This is a genomic window from Methanococcoides seepicolus (genome assembly GCF_023684405.1).
GTDB lineage: Archaea > Halobacteriota > Methanosarcinia > Methanosarcinales > Methanosarcinaceae > Methanococcoides > Methanococcoides seepicolus.
In genome coordinates this window covers 2,787-21,564 of the sequence record NZ_JAGSOI010000046.1, presented here as the reverse complement: position 1 = coordinate 21,564, position 18,778 = coordinate 2,787, and the positions used below count along the sequence as shown (strand labels likewise).

Genomic DNA, 18,778 nt, shown 5'->3' with positions numbered 1-18,778 from the left:
TCTCTAATTTTATCTGCTTGTCTAACTCTTCAACGGTCATATGCCGTTCAATAAAGATCCCCTCAGGTCTAACCATGGAACAGTCTATATAACGAATTAGTCTAATAATTTGGGGTTTTAACTATAAATGTCAGGTATAAGCAGTTACACTCCACAAGCGTACATATTTTGACATTCTTGAATGAAATGTAAAAGTTAGGAGCTTATGCTATGGGTGATATGCCGTTTACTCTCAATGCTCATGTTAAGGAGATGTTGGAAATGTTGAGAGGGTATTGTTGATTGTGATTTTACATTTAATATAAAGGTAAAATTTATCCTTTGATTCAGTTAGTTTATCAAACAAAAGATTAAAGAAGGGTTAAATTACCCTTCTGAATTCCGTATCAGCTCAATGATGCGATTTGCTTCATTGGTTATGTATTCAGCTTGCTCATCTCCTAACTTATCTTGTCGTTCCATTATACCAACAAATTTAATGAAACCCTCCAGTTTTTTGATAGCCTTGTCATCATCTCCTTTATCGAGCTTATTAATCACGTTGTCGAGTTTTACATCGAGAACATGTTTGGTAGAAGCATCTGCATCCTCCTCATCCAGACCATCCACATATTCTTTGAGAATTTCGAGTTTTTCGATAGGAGTCAATTCCGGAGCTTCATACAGATGCAAAGGCAGATAATCAGTGTTTCCGGCAAAATCAAATTGAAAATCACAGAACCCGTCATGGTCTATGTCTAAATTTATCTGGCTGAAACCTGTGCCATCCGGTTTTGCCCAGTAGTTACCACCCAGATAGGGACCACCTACAATGTTTGTACCAGGTGTTTGGGTGATGTTCCAGATGTTACCAGTGCTAGAGGCACGCATATCGACGTTATCACTGTTGTTGAAGTAGTTGTTGTAGATGAAATTGTCAATGGAATCACGCAGATAGATGCCGTAATGGTTGTCCGATACAGTGTTGCTGGTCAGCGTATTGTTGGAACCACTCAGATAGATGCCCTCGCCGTGGTTGTCCGATACAGTGTTGCTGGTCAGCAGATTGCTGGAACCACCCAGATGGACGATACCGATGAGATTGTTCGATGCTGTGTTGCTGGTAAGCGTGTTGTTGTCGGAATTCCAAAGATGGAGGCCGTATTCGTTGTCCGATGCTGTGTTGCTGGTCAGCGTGTTGTTGCTGGAATCAGAAAGCCAGATGCCACAACCGTTGTCCGATGCATTGTTGTTAGTCAGCGTGTTGTTGTTGGAATAAGAAAGCTTGATGCCGGAAGACAGGTCTATACAACTGACCCTTGTCACCGTGTTGTTGGTCAGCGTGTTGTTGCTGGAATGAGAAAGCGTGATACCCGACATGGAATTAGTGTCACCGAATACAATGTTGTCAGTAACAACACATCCCTCAGTTCCCTCAAGTAATATTACACCCGGGCTGATAGTATAATTTGGGAATGCGATTACATGAAAGCCACTGATACCCACATTATTTGCATTTACATAGAAGACATAGTCACCTGAATCGGCACCTTTAACAATGGTATCATCCGGATTCCCGGAATGGGATATTATGGTCAACTCCTTGTCCACATCCACGTTTTCTTCATAGAATCCTGAGTAAACAAGGATGGTATCCCCAGCCATTGTATTTACATCATCTACAGCATCCTGTATCGATGTGAAATTTGCTACTGGTCCAGTGCTGTTGTTCACTGTGATTGTGCCTGCTGATGCAGTCCCAAAAGTCATTAATACTAAAGCCATTACAAAACAAATCAGTAGACTCTGTTTAATCATTTTCTTACCCCCCCACCAAATAATTAAAAAGATACATGCCGAATTTATTATATATTTAAAAAATGGTTTTTTAAAGTATTAATACTTTTTTTTGGAAAACGAATTTCTAAAAATATTGTTAATCTGAGATTCAGATTAAATTTATTACTACATCATTTTGGGATATAACTAAACGAATATTTTTTGCGGAAATTATAAGTTCATAAAAATATAGTGTACAAAAAATCGAGTTACCTTTTCTCAGATGTTTGAATTGTGGATGTGTATAATGCTTGCACAACCTCGTACAAAAAAATAGAGTTACCTATATCCCCTTCAAAACGTGTGAGGGACAAGATTCGAACTCTATAGTTATTAAAATTTTAGAAGGGTTGCATTTTTCATCCTTACCTATATCCCCGACATTCTGTGCGAGGGATAAGATTCGAACTTCAGACAAATCCCCCATTACCCCAAAGTTCTAATATAATAGTTCCTTTTGAGAAGGAAAGGAGCTCTTCCCAATGCCTATCAAATGCATGAAATGTAACAGGGACGCCATCATATTCCAGAAATACTCCGGTATGCACATATGCAAGAGACACTTTATCGAAGATGTTGAACGTAAGGTGAAACTCACCATCAGAAAGCAGTATAAGATCGAAAAAGGTGACATCATTGCCGTGGCATTGAGCGGAGGAAAGGACAGCGTTGTACTGTTATACCTTTTACACAAGATATTCGGCATGAGAAGAGATATTGAGATTGTAGCTCTTACCATTGATGAGGGGATAGCCGGGTACCGCGAGGAAACTCTGGAAAAGGCAAGAAAGTTGACATCCGAATTTGGTATCAGACATATTGTCCGCTCTTTTAAAGATGAGTATGATAAGACCCTTGATGAACTGACAGCACAGGAAAGAGAACTTGGTGCATGCAGTTATTGTGGTGTCTTAAGAAAATCGCTCATGAACAAGATCGCAAATGAGATAGGTGCCACCAAACTTGCCACCGGCCATAACCTTGATGATGAAGCACAGACGATAATGATGAACCACCTCGGAGGAGATGTCGATAGGATGATAAGGCTCTCACCTCCGCGGGCGATCGAGGGGCTTGTCCTTCGTGCAAAACCTCTGAGAAAAGTTCCCGAAAAGGAAGTGGCTCTGTATGCGATCGTCAATGAGCTGCCCTTCGATATGAGCGAATGTCCTTATGCGCATGAAGCCCTGAGGGGGGAGGTCAGGGATATGATAAATGAGTTCGAGGTCAGGCATCCCGGAACCAAATATTCCATTATGAGAGGTTTCGATAAAACGGTGGGATTGATCGCCAAAGAATACCCTCAGGCTGAACTCTCAAAATGCCGGGTATGCGGCGAGACCTGTACAGCATCATTATGTCAGGCCTGTAAACTGCTTGGACGCAGTTGAATCCAGTAGGTCTTATCTATTGCCTCTTCTACTACCTATTTTTTAAGCTGGTTCTCAGGGATACTCGAGCAGATCGCTTATGTCATAGAGTTCTTTTCCAGTCCGATCCATGTAAAGACGGGTCCACCATACAGTCACAAGAGGCTGTATCACTGCAAAGGATAGAACAAAACTTAGAAATATCCATGCATTCGCAAGTACTTCCACATAGCTGATGAGCTCACCGACAAGATTAATCGCTATCGACATCCCGATCACTACCAGGTACATTAGAAATACGACTAACTTGTTGTTCATGAAGAAACTGTAACCTATTTCAAGGGCTTCCATGGGGCCGAGGCTGTCCAGGACAAGACCAAATCTGACAACACTAAAGATAATATCGATTATCAGAACGTAAAGACCCCATAGTAAGAACCCGAAGATTAATAACATACTTGTAAGAAGGGCATTTTCAGGATTATCAATAAATGAATTGAAGTCACCCATGACGAGCATACCAGGAATTATAAACACAATTCCCGCGAGGAAGATCAGCGAGATGATGATCCTTGTAAGGAAAAGACTGAAAACATTGTCCTTTCCTGCACGGAACATGTCATCGAAGGTCGTATGCCCTGATGCTGATGCCGCCTGTGCCATTCCTATTGCCCCTGCCTCAAAATATGATTGGACAAATGAGATGGCTAAAAATGCTATCAGACCAAGCACCAGAACTAAAACAATATTATCAGAGAACAGAGACATGAGAAGCTCCATGCTTTCTTCTGTTGTGAGTGAAGATGCGCCCCCAATATCAGACATTGACGTTGCAGCTACAATGAACGGTATTATGAAAACAGCCATCATTAGAATGAAAAGCGATGCCATCATGTTCAAAAAGAAAGGAACAGCAATTCCATAATTATGCGACCAGGTGCCGAACCCTTTATTCAATATTCTTCCAAGATCTTCATTCATTTTTAGTAGCTCCTTGAGACAGGCTTAAACCGTAGCTGACATTATATAAATATTACATAGATATAATATCTGTGATGATCTGATCACTTTAACATCAGCACAACAATATTTGCCACATCTTTAATTACTAACAGAAATTAAATAGTAACAAGTGAGGAGGAATTTTTGGTGGAAGAAAATAAGGGGAAGGAAATACTGGTTATCGGGCACTGTCTTGCAAATGTAAGTTCAAGGCTTAAAGGGATAAAGGCACCTCCATTGGTTGATACAAAGGGAAAGAACATTGTACAATTGCCATGTCCGGAACTGATCTATCTTGGTGCATCCCGAAGGGAAATTACCAGAGACCAGCTTGAAAATCCAAATTACAGGAGATTCTGTCGTTCACTCTTTGAGCCTTTTGCAGACATGATCGAACAGTTCTATCAGGAAGGTTATGCCATTAAGGTACTGGGAGTTCCCAAGAGTCCTTCGTGTGGTGCACAGACAACAACAGTTGGCGGTCCTGCAGGACGTGTGGAGGCATTCACACATGACAACGTTGTAGGTACCGGAATATTCTATGAAGAGATAGCTGAAGAACTGACACGGCGTGGAGTTCTCTTTGAGATGGTGGATGCTTAAAATTGAGATAAATCGATAAAATCCATATCGCGTTTAATCCTTAAGCAGTGATCGACTATCGATACATATAGAATTATTAGCAAATTGGCTGACGGGAAGAAGTATTCTTCCAAATATAATAACTTCTATTACTGACCTTCAGCCATCCTCATTATTCTGAAAGATCAAAGATGAAGAGCTTAAGCTTTGGCATTCGACAATATACTCAAAGCAATGAAATTAAACTGAAATTAGAAAAAAAGAAAAGAAATGGACCGGGATATTCCCGACCCGAAATTCGTTTTTAAATTGTTCGAATCAGAACAATCCCTTGCCGATGAACAGAGAAGAGAACAGGATAGCGATCATGTTCACGACTTTGATCAGAGAGTTAAGTGCAGGACCTGATGTGTCCTTGAATGGGTCACCGACTGTGTCACCGACAATTGCTGCCTTGTGAGCATCGGAACCTTTTCCGCCATATTGGCCGTCTTCAATGAGCTTCTTTGCGTTATCCCATGCTCCTCCCCCATTATTCATTGTAAGAGCGAGGAGAAGACCTGCAACGATGATACCGATAAGCAATCCGCCAAGAGCCTCTGGACCAAGCACGACTCCAACTAAAAGTGGAACGAAGATCGCGAGGATACCTGGAATTACCATTTCACGGATAGCTGCTGCAGTTACGATGTCCACACACTTACCGTATTCCGGCTTTGCGGTGCCTTCCATGATACCAGGGATCTCCCTGAACTGGCGGCGAACTTCGTTAACAATAGCGAATGCTGCTTTTCCTACTGCCTTCATTGTGACAGCAGTGAACAGGAATGGAAGCAGTGCACCGATAAGAAGACCAACAATAACAATAGGGTTGTCAAGGCTGAGCGAGCCTGCTTCGAGGTTTACCTTGTACCTGTAATCTGCAAAAAGCGCCATTGCACCGAGTGCTGCAGAAGCTATGGCATAACCCTTTGTTACAGCCTTCGTTGTGTTTCCGACCGCATCGAGTGCGTCGGTGATCTTGCGTACTTCTTCAGGCATCTTTGCCATTTCAGCGATACCACCGGCATTGTCGGTGATAGGACCGTATGAGTCAAGTGCTACGATCATACCGGTTGTGGACAACATTGCTGCTGCTGCAATAGCAATACCATAAACACCTAATGCAGGGTCTGTTGCACCGCCTGCAATGAAGTAGGAACCAAGGATACCTGCAATGATGATTATCACTGGGAGTATCGTACTTTCGAATCCAATAGCGAGACCGGAGATGACGTTTGTACCAGCACCGGTTTCGGATGCCTTGGCAATTGTCTTGACCGGACGGAAGCTTGTGGAAGTGTAGTATTCTGTAAATACTACCATCAATACCATTATGATAATACCCACGATGGATGCGTAGTACAATCTCATGTCACCCATGAGGGAATCGGTCACGAAGTAGAATGCAACCAGACAAAGAATTGCTGATACAGCAACTCCTTTATAGAGTGCTTTCATGATCTTTCCATCGCTGCCGACCTTCACGAAGAACATGGAAATGATGGACGCGAAAATAGCCACTGAACCGAGGATCAATGGGTAAAGGATTGCGTTTGGATATGTTTCAAGGATAAGGGATCCAAGAAGCATTGATGCAAGGACGGTAACGACATATGTCTCGAACAGATCTGCGCCCATACCAGCACAGTCACCGACATTGTCACCTACGTTGTCAGCAATGACACCGGCGTTCCTTGGATCATCCTCAGGAATACCAGCCTCGATCTTACCTACAAGATCAGCACCGACATCGGCAGCCTTTGTGAAGATACCTCCACCGACCCTTGCGAAAAGGCTGATAAGACTTGCACCGAAACCGAATCCGATCACAAGGTCAACATCGCCGAAAATAATATAGAAACCACTGGTACCCAGCAGTGCAAGACCTACTACTGCAAGTCCTGTTACAGCTCCACCGCGGAATGCGACGGACATTGCTTCCTGCAAGCCCTTTGAAGCTGCGTGTGCTGTCCTGACATTAGCCCTGATAGATACGTTCATTCCAACATATCCAGCAAGTGCGGATGCAGCTGCACCAACGATGAATCCTATTGCGATCTTGCCACTGTCGTCTCCCAGAAGGAAGAACATAAGCGCAGCAAGAATAATTGCTACTACAGCTATGGTCTTATACTGACGGTTCAGATAAGCCATAGCACCCTCCTGGATCGCAAGTGATATGTCCTGCATTTCCTTTGTGCCGGTTCCTTCCTTAAGAACACCGGAAGCAAAGAATGCAGCAAATGCCAAGCTTACGATACCTGCCAGAGGGGCAAGGTAAATTAAACTATCCATATTCATACTCCTTTTTGTTTAGATCTAATAATTATTTGATCAATATGATACATTATATAAAGGTCACTGAATTATCGCTCCATTGAAGGAACGAATCGTTCAACTATATAAGATGCTAAATGCAGGTTGAAATAGAACACACAAGATATGAATGTATCGATTGTAAAATGTTAAATTGTTGCACTCTCTGCGGATTTCACATGTGTTAGACCCGCCAAATACAAATTATTCCAATAGTTTCATATTTTGCGTTACTAATATTTACTTGTAATACAATTCAACTGAATATGAGATCATTTTCTTTCATAGTAATATTATTGGTCCTCTTTTCCACATTTCTACCCATATGCGCATACGCTATGCCAGAAAATAATGATATCATCCACCTTGATAAAGTGGTCATGAGCTTTGACAAGACCGATGCCTCGGTAACGGTAACATATAACCTCAATTTCTTTGCCAGAATGTACATTCTTGCCTTTGGTACAAGGTATCTTGAATCCTCATTCATGGATATATTCTCAAAATATGAGAATGCAAAGATAGAGGAAGTTGGATATGACACTGTTAAGATATCGCTAAAGGATGTCTCAAGGATCAGTGATGACTACTACCTCCACGACAGCCGTGATCTCGACACCATAGTGCATTCCATGGAAGTCATCTACCCCAATGGACAGACCAAAACTGTAAACGATGTCAGAGCAACTCCCAGTATATTCTATCAGCAGATCTGAAAAGAAGATATTTCAATAACTACATAATGGACCTTTTTGTTATTCATACCAGGAGATATCTCACAATAAAATGCATGCAATACGGAACTGATCACGGTGTTGATTATCGTTTGCATTGTGATAACGAAATGTCTCTTTTGCGCACATATCCGTACGCCATGTCGAGGAAGGTAATGTGAAAAAGGAAGAGAACATCTTTTTGAACATAACCGGAGAAGGGTCCGAACGGTTCAAGAAGGACAATGTTCGTTACAAAGAAGACCATCCACCACTGCTTCAGCCCCAGATGTTCCGCTCGAGGAAATATTAACGATCCAATAGTAACTAACCGATATTGACAGAACAGTTAAATATAAATAAGAAGTGATTAACATTCGCAATTTATTTATAACATTGTTAACAAAAGAACATATGGCGCAGGTAGTTTCTTAGACGTACCACCACACTCCCCATTCCCAAATTTTTTAATACCTGCGCTTATCATATGACGAACAGATCACATTTCCTCTATTCTTGTTATAGTTCCATTCTCAAGATAAGCTATGCTATCGCATACATTTTTTAGCACACTTATCAATGGGAGATAAGTAAATAGGAACACTCTTTTTTCCTGCACCCTTTCAATAAGTCTCAATATTGTACCTACAGCCTGCAATTTCATCTTTTACAGTTTTGTGATCAAAGGTCATACGCTGAATGAAAGTAACATAGTATCAATAATTTGTTGATTCGTATTATTAAATAATATTAATATTTAAAAAATTAAACAAATTAAGCATACATTCAAGATCGATATGAAAATATCTCGATAAGAAAGTGCTATGAATAACTAGAATATAACTTATTTTCAAAAGAATATGAGAACAAATTATTATTCATAATACAAAAATAAGATGATACAAGAATTATTGAAAAGAGTGAAATATAGACCACTAAACATATACAGGATTAATCGTTAACTTTTATATACGACATTAAAAAAATATGGACTGGGGACATATGACAGAAACAATAGAATCTTTACTTAAAGAGCAACAGGAATTCCAACCACCGGAAGATTTTGTAAAAAATGCCAATATGAACGACCCTCACATATATGAAAAAGCTGAGGCTGATATCGAGGGGTTCTGGGAGGGATTGGCCGAGAACATTGACTGGTTCAAAAAATGGGACACTGTCCTTGACTGGCAGCCTCCGCATGCAAAATGGTTCAACGGTGGAAAACTGAATGCATCCTACAACTGTCTTGACCGTCATGTCCTAAAGCATGGTGATAAGACCGCACTTATATGGGAAGGAGAAATGGAGAACTCCGAAACATACACCTACAAAGAACTCAGGGATGCAACTGCTCGTTTTGCTGCAGGTCTGAAAGAGCTTGGTGTGAAGAAAGGAGATGTCGTTACCATCTACCTTCCAATGATACCGGAAGCTGTCATAGCCATGCTTGCATGTGCAAGGATAGGTGCACCCCATAGTGTCGTATTTGCTGGCTTCTCATCAGAAGCACTGGCACAGCGCGTGGAAGATGCACATAGCCGTTTTGTCATAACATGTAATGGTTACTTCCACAAAGGAAATCTCATACAGCAAAAGGAAAGAGCCGACAAAGGGCTTGAAAATGCCCCGGCGGTCGAAAAGGTAATTGTGGTCGATCATGCCGCAAACGTAATTCCAATGAAAAAGGAAAGGGACGTATGGTGGAACGATGTCATTCATAACATGGATTCTGAATGCGAACCTGAACCCATGGATTCAGAGGACATACTTTTCATCATGTACACCAGTGGAACTACCGGCAGACCAAAGGGAGTTGTCCACACGACCGGCGGTTACATGGTCGGGACACACGTGACATCGAACTGGATCTTCGATCTAAAGGATGATGACATTTTCTGGTGTACTGCAGATATCGGATGGATCACAGGACACTCATATCTTGTCTACGGGCCTCTCTCCAACGGTGCCACCATTGTAATGCACGAAGGAGCACCTGATTACCCGGACAAGGGCAGATTCTGGGACATTGTTGAAAAATACGGTGTGACGATATTCTACACAGCACCTACCGCAATACGCACTTTCATGAAATGGGGAGACGAGATCCCAGAAAAGTATGACCTATCCTCATTGCGACTTCTGGGAAGTGTGGGTGAGCCCATTAATCCAAAAGCATGGCTCTGGTACTATGAGATCATAGGCAAATCGAAATGCCCCATCGTTGATACATGGTGGCAGACAGAGACCGGAATGATAATGATAAGTCCATTGCCGGGCATCACCACGATGAAACCGGGAACTGCAACACGCCCGTTCCCGGGAATAAAAGCCAACATCCTTGATGATGAAGGCAATGAAGTGCCAATGGGCTCAGGAGGCTACCTTGCCCTTCAGAACCCGTGGCCAAGCATGATACGGACCATAAACGGGGACGAACAGAGATTCATTGACACATACTGGAGCAAATGGGGAACCGATACGTACCTTGCCGGTGATGGTGCACGTAAGGATGAGGACGGTAATTTCTGGATACTTGGAAGGTTGGACGATGTCATCAAGGTATCAGGTCACAGGCTCGGAACAATGGAGATCGAAAGTGCACTGGTCTCACACCCTTCGGTTGCCGAAGCTGCAGTTGATGGAAAAGTAGACGAGATAAAAGGAGAGGTCATCTATGCTTATGTGATCCTTGACTCATCCTGCGGAGATTCCTGTTCACTCCTTGAAGATGAATTGAAGCAGCATGTAGTGGACGAGATAGGACCTATCGCACGCCCTAAGAAGATCATCTTCACCGAGGAGCTGCCAAAGACGAGAAGCGGCAAGATAATGAGGCGTGTTCTAAAGGCTATTACGAATGGAACGGAGATAGGGGACATATCCACACTCCAGGATCCGGCAGTTGTTGAAGATCTGAAAAGAAAGGTTAATGAGATAGGGGAACAATGAACTAAAATAAAACGAACCAGCCATTGTATGTTCGGCTGGTGAGATACCGGACCTTAAAGGAGTTGCCCAATGGAAAAAAAGAACCGACTCATCCTTGCTCTGGATGTAACTGACAGAGAGCATGCCCTTCGTATCGCTAATGAAGTTTCCGACTATGTGGATTCTATAAAAGTAGGATATCCACTGGTCCTTGGAGAAGGACTTGGTATAGTCAAGGAACTTGTGGAAATTGCACCCGTTATCGCTGATTTCAAGGTTGCCGACATACCCAATACTGACAGACTCATCTGTGAACACGTGTTCAATGCCGGAGCTGCCGGGATCATTACCCACGGATTCACAGGTCGCGATAGTCTTGATTCCTGTGTGAAGGTTGCTAATGATTTCGGAACTGATGTTTATGTGGTCACAGAGATGAGCCACCCAGGTGGTGTGGAGTTCTTCCGCCCGGTTGCCGAGGATATCGCCAAAATGGCAGTGGAAGCAGGAGCATCAGGAGTCGTAGCGCCTGCAACAAGACCTGAAAGAGTAAAAGACATACGTAAGATCATCGGAGAGGAACTGAGCATTATCTCACCGGGTGTGGGAGCTCAGGGAGGCAGTGCTGCCGATGTTATAAGGGCAGGTGCTGACTGGGTAATAGTCGGAAGAAGTATCTATAATTCCGATTCTCCGGCAGAAGTCGCAAAGAAGATATGCGATGAAATGAATTGCTGATATTGTATTCGCCTGTGATGATGAACTGGCCTGAATATGTGATGAGCCCTATGAGTACTGAGGCGATACAATGAGCAATGATATGATGGAAAGAAAGATACTTTTAGAAACTTCCGGAAAGGAAGTCATCTATATGCAAGACAGTTCCCTTATCGTAGAACTTCCAGAGGGAAGAAAGACGCTTAGCACTTCCTGGCTTAACGGTGGCTACAACGATAACATCGAAAGCGTCCTGAACCACACCATCGCTCACAGAAGCCATGGTGCAGCCGACCTTGAAGGCGGAAATGTTGAAGAATATCTGAAGATAGTTTCTAAAAGACTTGGAATTAAACCTGAGAATGCTACAGGGATGCTTACGACAGCAAGCATGGAGAACGCTGTTGTAGTTTCAAATTCGTTCAGAGGTCTGGAGGTCACTGTCATTGTCACCGGAGGAGTGGAGATCAACGGCGGACGTGCCGGAGATGAAGCCTCCTATTATCAGGAAGATGAACGCTTCGAACCTGTCGGAGGAACGATAAACGCTATTTTGCTCATTGGTGCAGACCTTCCGGACTATGCCCTTACACGGGCTTTGATGACTGCAACCGAAGCTAAGACCGCTGCACTGCAACAGCTTATGGCCCCCAGCCGCTATTCCAGTGGCATAGCCACAGGTACCGGAACCGATATGATGATAATTGTGGCAGATGGCACAAGCCCTATCAGACTTACGGATGCAGGCAAGCATTCCAAATTAGGGGAACTTATAGGGAAATGCATGATAGAAGCCGTCATCAAGTCCATAGGGATGCAGTCGGGAATTACAGCCATTACGCAACGAGATATGCTTGTCAGGCTTGAAAGGTTCAAAGTGGACGAATCCATGTACTGGAAAGTGGCATCCACCCTTGAAGGTGAGAACAAGAAGCCAGCATTTATAGAGAAACTACGCAGAGCTGCAAAGGACCCGACACTGGTAAGCCTGACAGCATCCGTCCTTCATATAGTAGACGAGATATCATGGGGACTAATGCCGGAAAATTCCGGCAGGAAAGCAGCTTTTGCCATCATGAGAGAAGTGCCTTCCATTTTCGATATTGATATTGAGTTACCCTTTCACGATATATTGAACGATCATGATACAATTCTTGATAATTGGATACGAGTAACAGCCTGGACCATAAAGAACAGCTAACCCTGTCGAACCTTGGGACATACATTTTATTTTTAATTCCTACATTATTTATTACCCTCATCAGTTCAACCCCTATAACTGGAATATTCGAAATGTTTAACTGTAGGATATCAATCCTTATAGACAATCAGTAGATAAGAAAACGGAGTTCTGTTCATGAAAATACGAGAGATCATCATCAAATATTGTGACAATACTGAGAAAAAAGGTAATGGATTATTGATTCACTCCGGTCATCCTTCAGAAGAGATCGAATTGCCGGAATTGTTCATGTATATTGACGACTGGTCCGAAGAGCCTTCAAGAAAGATATGGAGAAGCGATGTTCATCAAATGATAGTTATTAAAGAGGACGGGAAGTTCAGCGTCTATGAACACGCAAGGATGTCAGGTTACCGTATACAGTTGCTGGAACTGGATGAACGATATGGCGAGAAGGTGGAGAAGGACCTTACCGAGCTTGGAGATGTGTTCGCCTTTGTAAACTATGCACACCGTAAGAACAAAAGGAAGTCAGGAACACCTTTCATCACCCATCCGATAGACGTTGCTTCCATACTGATCAAAGAGAATGCATCTACTGAGCTTATCTTTGCAGGTTTGTTGCATGATATTGTAGAGGATGCTGATTTCACCCCGGTCGATATTCGAAGAAGATACGGTCCTTTGGTAGGCGATTATGTCAATGCGGTAACAGAACCTACTGAACTAAGGCAAGGCGATGGTGCAGTGAGCTGGAAAGCACGCAAAGAATACATGATAAAGTCCATCTCAAGGGCAATGTCAGAAGTGAAGCTGCTCTCCTGTGCTGATAAACTTGCAAATCTGAGAGAACTTATACAGGATCTCGAAAGAGATGGAGAGAGTGTATGGGAGAGGTTCAATGCACCAAAGGACGAGCAAGAATGGTATTACAGTTCAATGCTCGAAGCATTTACAACAGGTCCCCAGACCATTGCAGATACTTTTGTTTTCAAAGAGTATAAGAAATGTGTTGAACAACTGTTCTGAACAACTGTTTCAAACAGATAGACTGAAAAAACGAATGCATGAGCTGCCTGGAAGTCTCAGGCAGTTCTGGCAGCTTTATTCATTGCATCCAGGAATTCGTGCGGATCATGTGAACCTATCATAAGGTTCTTCCCATTTTTGAACTCGAGCATTATACCGCCATTGCCACTGACATTGTATGCCTTTCCTTTTCGTCCATAACGTATGCCCCAACCACCGTAATCCCTGAGGGCATTATAGGTCACTATACGATAGCTGGCAATCTCATCGAATTCAAACCTTTTGAATGAAAGATGGAAGGGGAAGAAGCGTACATAAAGGCCATCATACCTAACTTCTGTTTTGAGGTTCATTGAAAGGATAAGGGCAGGAAAGAAGAAACCGAATACCACTGCGAACAAGGCGACCATACTATCAGATCCGGGATTGTCACCGAACGGAATACCAAGAATAAGCTGCTGGTAAGCTCCATAAAAGGTAATCGCTGACGGAGTTAGCAATATCATAATGAGCCAATATTGTCTGAATTTTTGTGTTTCACTGAATAGCGTAGTATTTTCGACCATGTTGATGCCCACTTTAATTCCATATATCTTAATGTTTGACTAAATGTAGTCAAATGCATAAATAATTAATCGCGTTTCCAAATAAAAATTGATAATAAAATAATCATAAAATTAAAAAAAAGTGAAATCTTTATAACAATAAAGATACAATCAAGTAAAAAAAATCAGAATAAGAGTTCTAAAAAAAAGCAACAATAGAGTTAATTAATAGCTACTGGAAAATAAATTAAAAGTTTATATGAACAAGGAACATGGATATTGAGGTCTCCGTCCTGATACTACTATTGTCCGTACTTGCCGGATATACGCTTGGGATATTCTCAGGACTTGTGCCCGGGATACACACGAACAACTTCGCACTTATGCTGGTGGCATTATCCCCCATTTTCATGGACTGGGGCATCCCTCCAACATATATAGCAGTAGCCATAGTTGCAAATTCCCTGTCCCATAGTTTTCATGACATCATCCCGGCAATATATCTTGGCGCTCCGAACGATGACATGGCACTGGCAGTCCTCCCCGGACATCGATTGTTGCTCGATGGGTACGGGTCCGAGGCCATACGCCTGTCCGCACTTGGAAGTGCCGGTTCCGTTGTTGTTTCGCTCTTACTTGCAGTCCCCCTGGCATTTGCTTTCAGCATTCTCTACCCTGTCCTGCAATCCTACCTTGGCTGGTTGCTCCTGATTATATCCATAGCCCTTATAATGACGGAAAAAGGAGAACGTGTGATAAACCAAGGTTCCCTTGTGAAATACAAATACAAAGCATACGCCCTCATCCTCTTCCTCCTCACAGGAATACTGGGAACCTTTGCATTCAGGATGGAAAGCAACATGAACCCATTGATAGACATGGGGTCTGCGTCAATACTGCTTCCACTTCTCAGCGGGCTTTTCGGCGCATCCCAGCTTATTATCAGTTTGTTCTCAGGTTCCAGTATCCCCCCACAGAAATATTCGAAGATGGAACTTCCTGTAAAAAGGATAATCAGGGGAGTGATAACAGGTAGTGCAGCCGGGTCCATTGTAGCCTGGCTTCCCGGAATATCCTCATCCATAGCCGCGGTTCTTGCGAGACTGTTCATAAGAAGTGATTTTGAAAAAGAGACAGTGATCGAAGAAGAAGACTTCGATGAACAGATGGAGGGATCAAAGGAGTTCATAATAGCAGTATCAGGGGTGAACACCGCAAATGCGATCTTCGGATTATTTGCCCTTGCAGTAATAGGAAAAACACGTAGTGGAGCAATGGTGGCCATCAACGAGATAATAGATGCAGCCAGTTTAGACCAACAGTTCATCCTCCTTTTCCTTATCGTGATATCCCTTACGGCGTTCCTCTCATATTTCTCGACCATTAAGATCGGAAACAACATACACAGGTTACTCGCAAAGCTCGATTATTCGAAAATATGCATCACAGTCCTCGCAGGACTTACACTGATGAGCCTGCTTTTCACCGGATTTTTCGGCCTGATGATATTCATGATAGCAATACCCCTTGGCATGTCAGCATCCTTTATGAAGATACGAAGATCACATGCAATGGGAGTTATATTGCTGCCGGTGATATTGTACTTTCTGTGATATGCCACTCTCGGAGCCTTCTACAATTTTCAAACACATTCGTGAACATGCTCGAAATATTATTTGAGCAGTGAAATTATTTTGTTTGAAGATAGTTTAGTATTTCCAAATACTTCATAATCACGTTTACATTCTTCAAAATTGGACGGTGACCCTACAGCATAGGCAATTGCTCTGGATCTATGTTACACTGGTTTGGGAAATAGTGCCGTTAATTGCATCATGTGGAGGTTCTTTAATTGCAATGTCAACGGCGTTAACAACTTAAATAAAATTAACTGGCACATGCAAAAAGGAAGCAGGATTACTGATATTTCTCGTGGAGATATTTCTTGAAATTTGAGATTTCAGAAAAAGGAATACCAACAAGATCTAAATCGGGGTTCCCTTCAACATCGCTATAAAGAAGTTTTTTAGCTGATAACATATTTTCGATTGTTTCGTCAGAAACATATGTTCCTGTCTTTCTCAGATAATCAAAAAAATCGTTACAAATGGATACACCCACATAACACGGATAGATTTCCAGATTAAACGATTCTTCATAAACGCTAAAAGGATATATTCTACAAGGCGTTGGCCGATGGTTATAGACACTGCACTTATTTGATTCTGATAGAAAAGCACATGGATAGCTCATACGATAGAATTTCTGTCCTTGGCTGACAAACTCATCCAAATTGTTAACCTTTTCTTTTGAAATCTTATGCAATACGTTTCAATCAGCGTCATCAATCTCAATAGGCTGAATTTTACAACAGTTAGCTCCGCATTCGGGTAAGCAATCATAGTATTTCAATATGGCTTTAATGTTTTTAAATAACGGTGTTTTCCGAGGGGATATTTTTGCGGACATATTGTACCAAAAGAACTTATAATGTCATAAAGTTATCTTTTCACTGCAACACAGCATACGAAGAAAACTTCATGATTTTCATTAAAATAGTAACAGCACTAAGAGCATCCACAAGTTCAATTTGAGCATTTACACAGCTTCTTTCCAGCGTGTCCTTTTTCTCCCTCACATAGAACACCAAAATCTTCACAAACATAGAGAGAAGAAACTTCCCACTCCTTTTCGTTCAGACATGAACCACAGTTTCTACACATACTAACCATTTTAATTTCTTTATCAGTCATATCAGATCCGCCGTTTTATTATTATCAACATTATCCCACATCAAAAAGTTCTTCCTCAACTTAAACTCAGCGCTCTTCAAAAATATCATTGCAACACAGCATAAGACGAAAACATCTTCATCAACACCATTGTACGAGTCTTTGTTTAAGTGCCGTTGTAATCCGCTCATGCAGTTGCAGAACGTCTGATAGGAAATACCTGTAACTGGACAGCGAGATTGTAGGGCATCCCACATTCAATGTTCTCACAAGGGGGTTTATAGGACTTCGGGGGTCGAGTTTACCTGACCTACCAGCTTTCGCCATGAACAAGACTCATGAAAAGCGATTAAAAAAGAAAGTCCAGGAACCTGCACATGAAGTCCCTGTAATATTAAATTGATGCAATTTAGCATTTCACACAAAGCGGACAGCCAAAGTGCTTGTAGATCTTTTCTTCGTATTCGCGAGTGCTTACATCGGGCCATTTATCCTCTGAGAAACCGGGTGCATTATCCAGCGTGGAGCTAACAACATCCAGAATGAAACTGTGTTTTTCCCCTGCTTTGAAAACTCCCCAAGGAATGCCAACATATCCATCCCTACTTTTGAGCGACACAATGACGTATGGAATACAATTTTGCTCCAAGTCTATCATAAAGTCTATGAAAGTCCCAATTTCTTTTCCTTCTGCATCCTTGATAGGATCCCTGGCTATTGTCTCTACAGATAACATCTTAGGTTTTGCCATATTGTATTTCCCCCTTTAACTAATTCAACAGGCATTTATCATACCCAGAATAAGAATGTGAGATAAAACTATTTAGGTGTTACCACAATATGTAAAAGGATAAGGAGTGGTTGAACATGGTCACTGAAGAAGACGTGATGGAAGTTCTTAAGAAATGCTATGATCCCGAGATCCCGATCAATATCGTGGACCTTGGACTGGTTTACGATGTCAATGTTGAAGGCGACCGAGCCCATATCAAGATGACCCTGACAACGCCTGGCTGCCCGATGTACGCAATGATACTGGATAATGTCAGGCAGAAGGTTGAATCGATTGACGGTATAAAGAAGGCAGAAGTCGAATTGGTCTGGGAACCCCCATGGACACCTGATCGGATATCAAAAAACGAATGAGAATGAAATTCTCGCAGGATTAATGCTGATGAGGCTGTTATTTATTGATCTCTTCGGTCTGATGAGATTCAGGACAGCAATACCACTTGACGTGTCAGCATCTTTTATGAAAATATGAAGGTCGTATGCAATGGGAGTGATATTGCTACCGGTGATATTGTACTTTTTGTGATATACTAATTAACTATTGAGGTTCAGTGTAGGATCTTACAATTGGTAGTGTGACAGAGTCACTTTCAATGAACGGTTTTTTGGAGAGGAAAGTGGATTGAAGTTGTGATATAAAGTAGGCTCCCACATTGGATTTTAAAAAGAAAAGTTGAAAAAGAGATGGTGAAATTAAAGCAAGGCTCAAGAAGCTAGGCCTCATCAAATAATTTTAAGATTTTATTCAAAAAATAAAAACTCACATAATTTATCTTAACTGATTTAATGATTTTTTGGCAGCTTTTTGGACTTGTATATTTTTATCATTCAAGCAAGTCTTCAAAGCATCAATTACTTCTTTATTATTGAACTTTCCAAGTGCAAGAACCACTCGCTTTCTTACATATGCATCTTTTACAGAAAGAGTTTTTATCAGTAAATCAACTACTTTCGGACTTTCAATGGAACCAATAGCTTCAGCAGCTGCTCTCAATAGTCTCTTCTT

At 41.9% G+C, this 18,778-nt stretch carries 19 protein-coding genes; 10 read left to right on the top strand and 9 right to left on the bottom strand.

The features are described from left to right. Nucleotides 1-366 precede the first annotated feature (366 nt). Nucleotides 367-1,764 carry a right-handed parallel beta-helix repeat-containing protein gene (locus KDK67_RS10420; protein WP_250868726.1) on the bottom strand — a complete coding sequence of 466 codons (1,398 nt, stop codon included), beginning with the start codon at nucleotides 1,762-1,764 and terminating at the stop codon, nucleotides 367-369. A 536-nt stretch (nucleotides 1,765-2,300) separates the two neighbouring features. Between KDK67_RS10420 and KDK67_RS10415 the strand changes: the two genes are divergently transcribed. After that, nucleotides 2,301-3,209 carry a TIGR00269 family protein gene (locus tag KDK67_RS10415; RefSeq protein ID WP_250868725.1) on the top strand — a complete coding sequence of 303 codons (909 nt, stop codon included), beginning with the start codon at nucleotides 2,301-2,303 and terminating at the stop codon, nucleotides 3,207-3,209. A 54-nt stretch (nucleotides 3,210-3,263) separates the two neighbouring features. On the opposite strand, the gene KDK67_RS10410 is transcribed toward KDK67_RS10415, so the two are convergent. Beyond that, the gene (locus tag KDK67_RS10410) at nucleotides 3,264-4,169 is read right to left on the bottom strand and encodes a hypothetical protein (RefSeq protein WP_250868724.1); all 906 of its coding nucleotides are present in this window, start codon (nucleotides 4,167-4,169) and stop codon (nucleotides 3,264-3,266) included. 168 nt (nucleotides 4,170-4,337) lie between these two features. Between KDK67_RS10410 and KDK67_RS10405 the strand changes: the two genes are divergently transcribed. Continuing rightward, entirely contained in the window at nucleotides 4,338-4,793 is a 456-nt protein-coding gene (locus KDK67_RS10405) for a hypothetical protein (protein WP_250868723.1), read from the top strand. Between the two features lie 297 nt (nucleotides 4,794-5,090). On the opposite strand, the gene KDK67_RS10400 is transcribed toward KDK67_RS10405, so the two are convergent. Continuing rightward, on the bottom strand, nucleotides 5,091-7,109 hold the full coding sequence (locus tag KDK67_RS10400; protein WP_250868721.1) for a sodium-translocating pyrophosphatase: 2,019 nt from the start codon (nucleotides 7,107-7,109) through the stop codon (nucleotides 5,091-5,093). Nucleotides 7,110-7,468: 359 nt separating this feature from the next. Here KDK67_RS10400 and KDK67_RS10395 point away from each other — a divergent pair, with 359 nt between their 5' ends. The 6 genes from KDK67_RS10395 to KDK67_RS10375 all read left to right on the top strand — a co-directional run bounded on the left by KDK67_RS10395 (nucleotide 7,469) and on the right by KDK67_RS10375 (nucleotide 13,703). Further along, entirely contained in the window at nucleotides 7,469-7,846 is a 378-nt protein-coding gene (locus tag KDK67_RS10395) for a hypothetical protein (RefSeq protein WP_250868719.1), read from the top strand. Between the two features lie 175 nt (nucleotides 7,847-8,021). Further along, nucleotides 8,022-8,156 carry a hypothetical protein gene (locus KDK67_RS14330; protein ID WP_276575130.1) on the top strand — a complete coding sequence of 45 codons (135 nt, stop codon included), beginning with the start codon at nucleotides 8,022-8,024 and terminating at the stop codon, nucleotides 8,154-8,156. A gap of 689 nt (nucleotides 8,157-8,845) precedes the next feature. Next, nucleotides 8,846-10,795 (top strand): acetate--CoA ligase, encoded by a 1,950-nt coding sequence (acs, locus tag KDK67_RS10390; protein WP_250868717.1) that lies wholly within the window; start codon nucleotides 8,846-8,848, stop codon nucleotides 10,793-10,795. A gap of 69 nt (nucleotides 10,796-10,864) precedes the next feature. Next, the gene (gene pyrF / locus KDK67_RS10385) at nucleotides 10,865-11,512 is read left to right on the top strand and encodes an orotidine-5'-phosphate decarboxylase (protein ID WP_250868716.1); all 648 of its coding nucleotides are present in this window, start codon (nucleotides 10,865-10,867) and stop codon (nucleotides 11,510-11,512) included. Nucleotides 11,513-11,582: 70 nt separating this feature from the next. After that, on the top strand, nucleotides 11,583-12,692 hold the full coding sequence (locus KDK67_RS10380; RefSeq protein ID WP_250868715.1) for an adenosylcobinamide amidohydrolase: 1,110 nt from the start codon (nucleotides 11,583-11,585) through the stop codon (nucleotides 12,690-12,692). A 156-nt stretch (nucleotides 12,693-12,848) separates the two neighbouring features. Continuing rightward, nucleotides 12,849-13,703 (top strand): HD domain-containing protein, encoded by an 855-nt coding sequence (locus tag KDK67_RS10375; RefSeq protein ID WP_250868714.1) that lies wholly within the window; start codon nucleotides 12,849-12,851, stop codon nucleotides 13,701-13,703. A 56-nt stretch (nucleotides 13,704-13,759) separates the two neighbouring features. Here KDK67_RS10375 and KDK67_RS10370 read toward each other — a convergent pair whose 3' ends face one another. Continuing rightward, nucleotides 13,760-14,269 (bottom strand): DUF6141 family protein, encoded by a 510-nt coding sequence (locus KDK67_RS10370; RefSeq protein ID WP_250868713.1) that lies wholly within the window; start codon nucleotides 14,267-14,269, stop codon nucleotides 13,760-13,762. Between the two features lie 251 nt (nucleotides 14,270-14,520). On the opposite strand from KDK67_RS10370, the gene KDK67_RS10365 reads away from it, so the two are divergent. After that, a complete protein-coding gene (locus KDK67_RS10365; protein ID WP_250868712.1) occupies nucleotides 14,521-15,861 on the top strand; it encodes a tripartite tricarboxylate transporter permease in 1,341 nt (446 codons plus the stop codon). A gap of 304 nt (nucleotides 15,862-16,165) precedes the next feature. On the opposite strand, the gene KDK67_RS10360 is transcribed toward KDK67_RS10365, so the two are convergent. From KDK67_RS10360 to KDK67_RS10345, 4 genes are all read right to left on the bottom strand, one after another. Then, nucleotides 16,166-16,540, bottom strand: coding sequence for a YkgJ family cysteine cluster protein (locus KDK67_RS10360; protein WP_250868711.1), 375 nt, complete (start codon nucleotides 16,538-16,540; stop codon nucleotides 16,166-16,168). A gap of 293 nt (nucleotides 16,541-16,833) precedes the next feature. Next, nucleotides 16,834-17,001, bottom strand: a complete 168-nt coding sequence (locus KDK67_RS10355) for a hypothetical protein (RefSeq protein ID WP_250868710.1) — start codon at nucleotides 16,999-17,001, stop codon at nucleotides 16,834-16,836. 120 nt (nucleotides 17,002-17,121) lie between these two features. Next, a complete protein-coding gene (locus KDK67_RS10350; RefSeq protein ID WP_250868709.1) occupies nucleotides 17,122-17,307 on the bottom strand; it encodes a hypothetical protein in 186 nt (61 codons plus the stop codon). Nucleotides 17,308-17,389: 82 nt separating this feature from the next. Further along, nucleotides 17,390-17,731, bottom strand: a complete 342-nt coding sequence (locus KDK67_RS10345) for a PRC-barrel domain-containing protein (protein WP_250868708.1) — start codon at nucleotides 17,729-17,731, stop codon at nucleotides 17,390-17,392. Between the two features lie 116 nt (nucleotides 17,732-17,847). Between KDK67_RS10345 and KDK67_RS10340 the strand changes: the two genes are divergently transcribed. Beyond that, nucleotides 17,848-18,126 (top strand): metal-sulfur cluster assembly factor, encoded by a 279-nt coding sequence (locus KDK67_RS10340; protein WP_250868707.1) that lies wholly within the window; start codon nucleotides 17,848-17,850, stop codon nucleotides 18,124-18,126. Between the two features lie 415 nt (nucleotides 18,127-18,541). Here the strand turns inward: KDK67_RS10340 and KDK67_RS10335 are convergent. After that, the coding region (locus KDK67_RS10335) for a HEAT repeat domain-containing protein (RefSeq protein WP_250868706.1) at nucleotides 18,542-18,778 on the bottom strand (237 nt) is incomplete at its 5' end.

Coding starts and splice junctions, on each gene's coding strand:
- KDK67_RS10420 (WP_250868726.1), bottom strand. CDS start 1,764: ATGGCTTTAGTATTAATGACTTTTGGGACTGCATCAGCAGGCACAATC.
- KDK67_RS10355 (WP_250868710.1), bottom strand. CDS start 17,001: ATGACTGATAAAGAAATTAAAATGGTTAGTATGTGTAGAAACTGTGGT.
- KDK67_RS10370 (WP_250868713.1), bottom strand. CDS start 14,269: ATGGTCGAAAATACTACGCTATTCAGTGAAACACAAAAATTCAGACAA.
- acs (WP_250868717.1), top strand. CDS start 8,846: ATGACAGAAACAATAGAATCTTTACTTAAAGAGCAACAGGAATTCCAA.
- KDK67_RS10350 (WP_250868709.1), bottom strand. CDS start 17,307: ATGGCGAAAGCTGGTAGGTCAGGTAAACTCGACCCCCGAAGTCCTATA.
- KDK67_RS10345 (WP_250868708.1), bottom strand. CDS start 17,731: ATGGCAAAACCTAAGATGTTATCTGTAGAGACAATAGCCAGGGATCCT.
- KDK67_RS10400 (WP_250868721.1), bottom strand. CDS start 7,109: ATGGATAGTTTAATTTACCTTGCCCCTCTGGCAGGTATCGTAAGCTTG.
- KDK67_RS10340 (WP_250868707.1), top strand. CDS start 17,848: ATGGTCACTGAAGAAGACGTGATGGAAGTTCTTAAGAAATGCTATGAT.
- KDK67_RS10375 (WP_250868714.1), top strand. CDS start 12,849: ATGAAAATACGAGAGATCATCATCAAATATTGTGACAATACTGAGAAA.
- KDK67_RS10415 (WP_250868725.1), top strand. CDS start 2,301: ATGCCTATCAAATGCATGAAATGTAACAGGGACGCCATCATATTCCAG.
- KDK67_RS10395 (WP_250868719.1), top strand. CDS start 7,469: ATGCCAGAAAATAATGATATCATCCACCTTGATAAAGTGGTCATGAGC.
- KDK67_RS10365 (WP_250868712.1), top strand. CDS start 14,521: ATGGATATTGAGGTCTCCGTCCTGATACTACTATTGTCCGTACTTGCC.
- KDK67_RS10410 (WP_250868724.1), bottom strand. CDS start 4,169: ATGAATGAAGATCTTGGAAGAATATTGAATAAAGGGTTCGGCACCTGG.
- pyrF (WP_250868716.1), top strand. CDS start 10,865: ATGGAAAAAAAGAACCGACTCATCCTTGCTCTGGATGTAACTGACAGA.
- KDK67_RS10380 (WP_250868715.1), top strand. CDS start 11,583: ATGAGCAATGATATGATGGAAAGAAAGATACTTTTAGAAACTTCCGGA.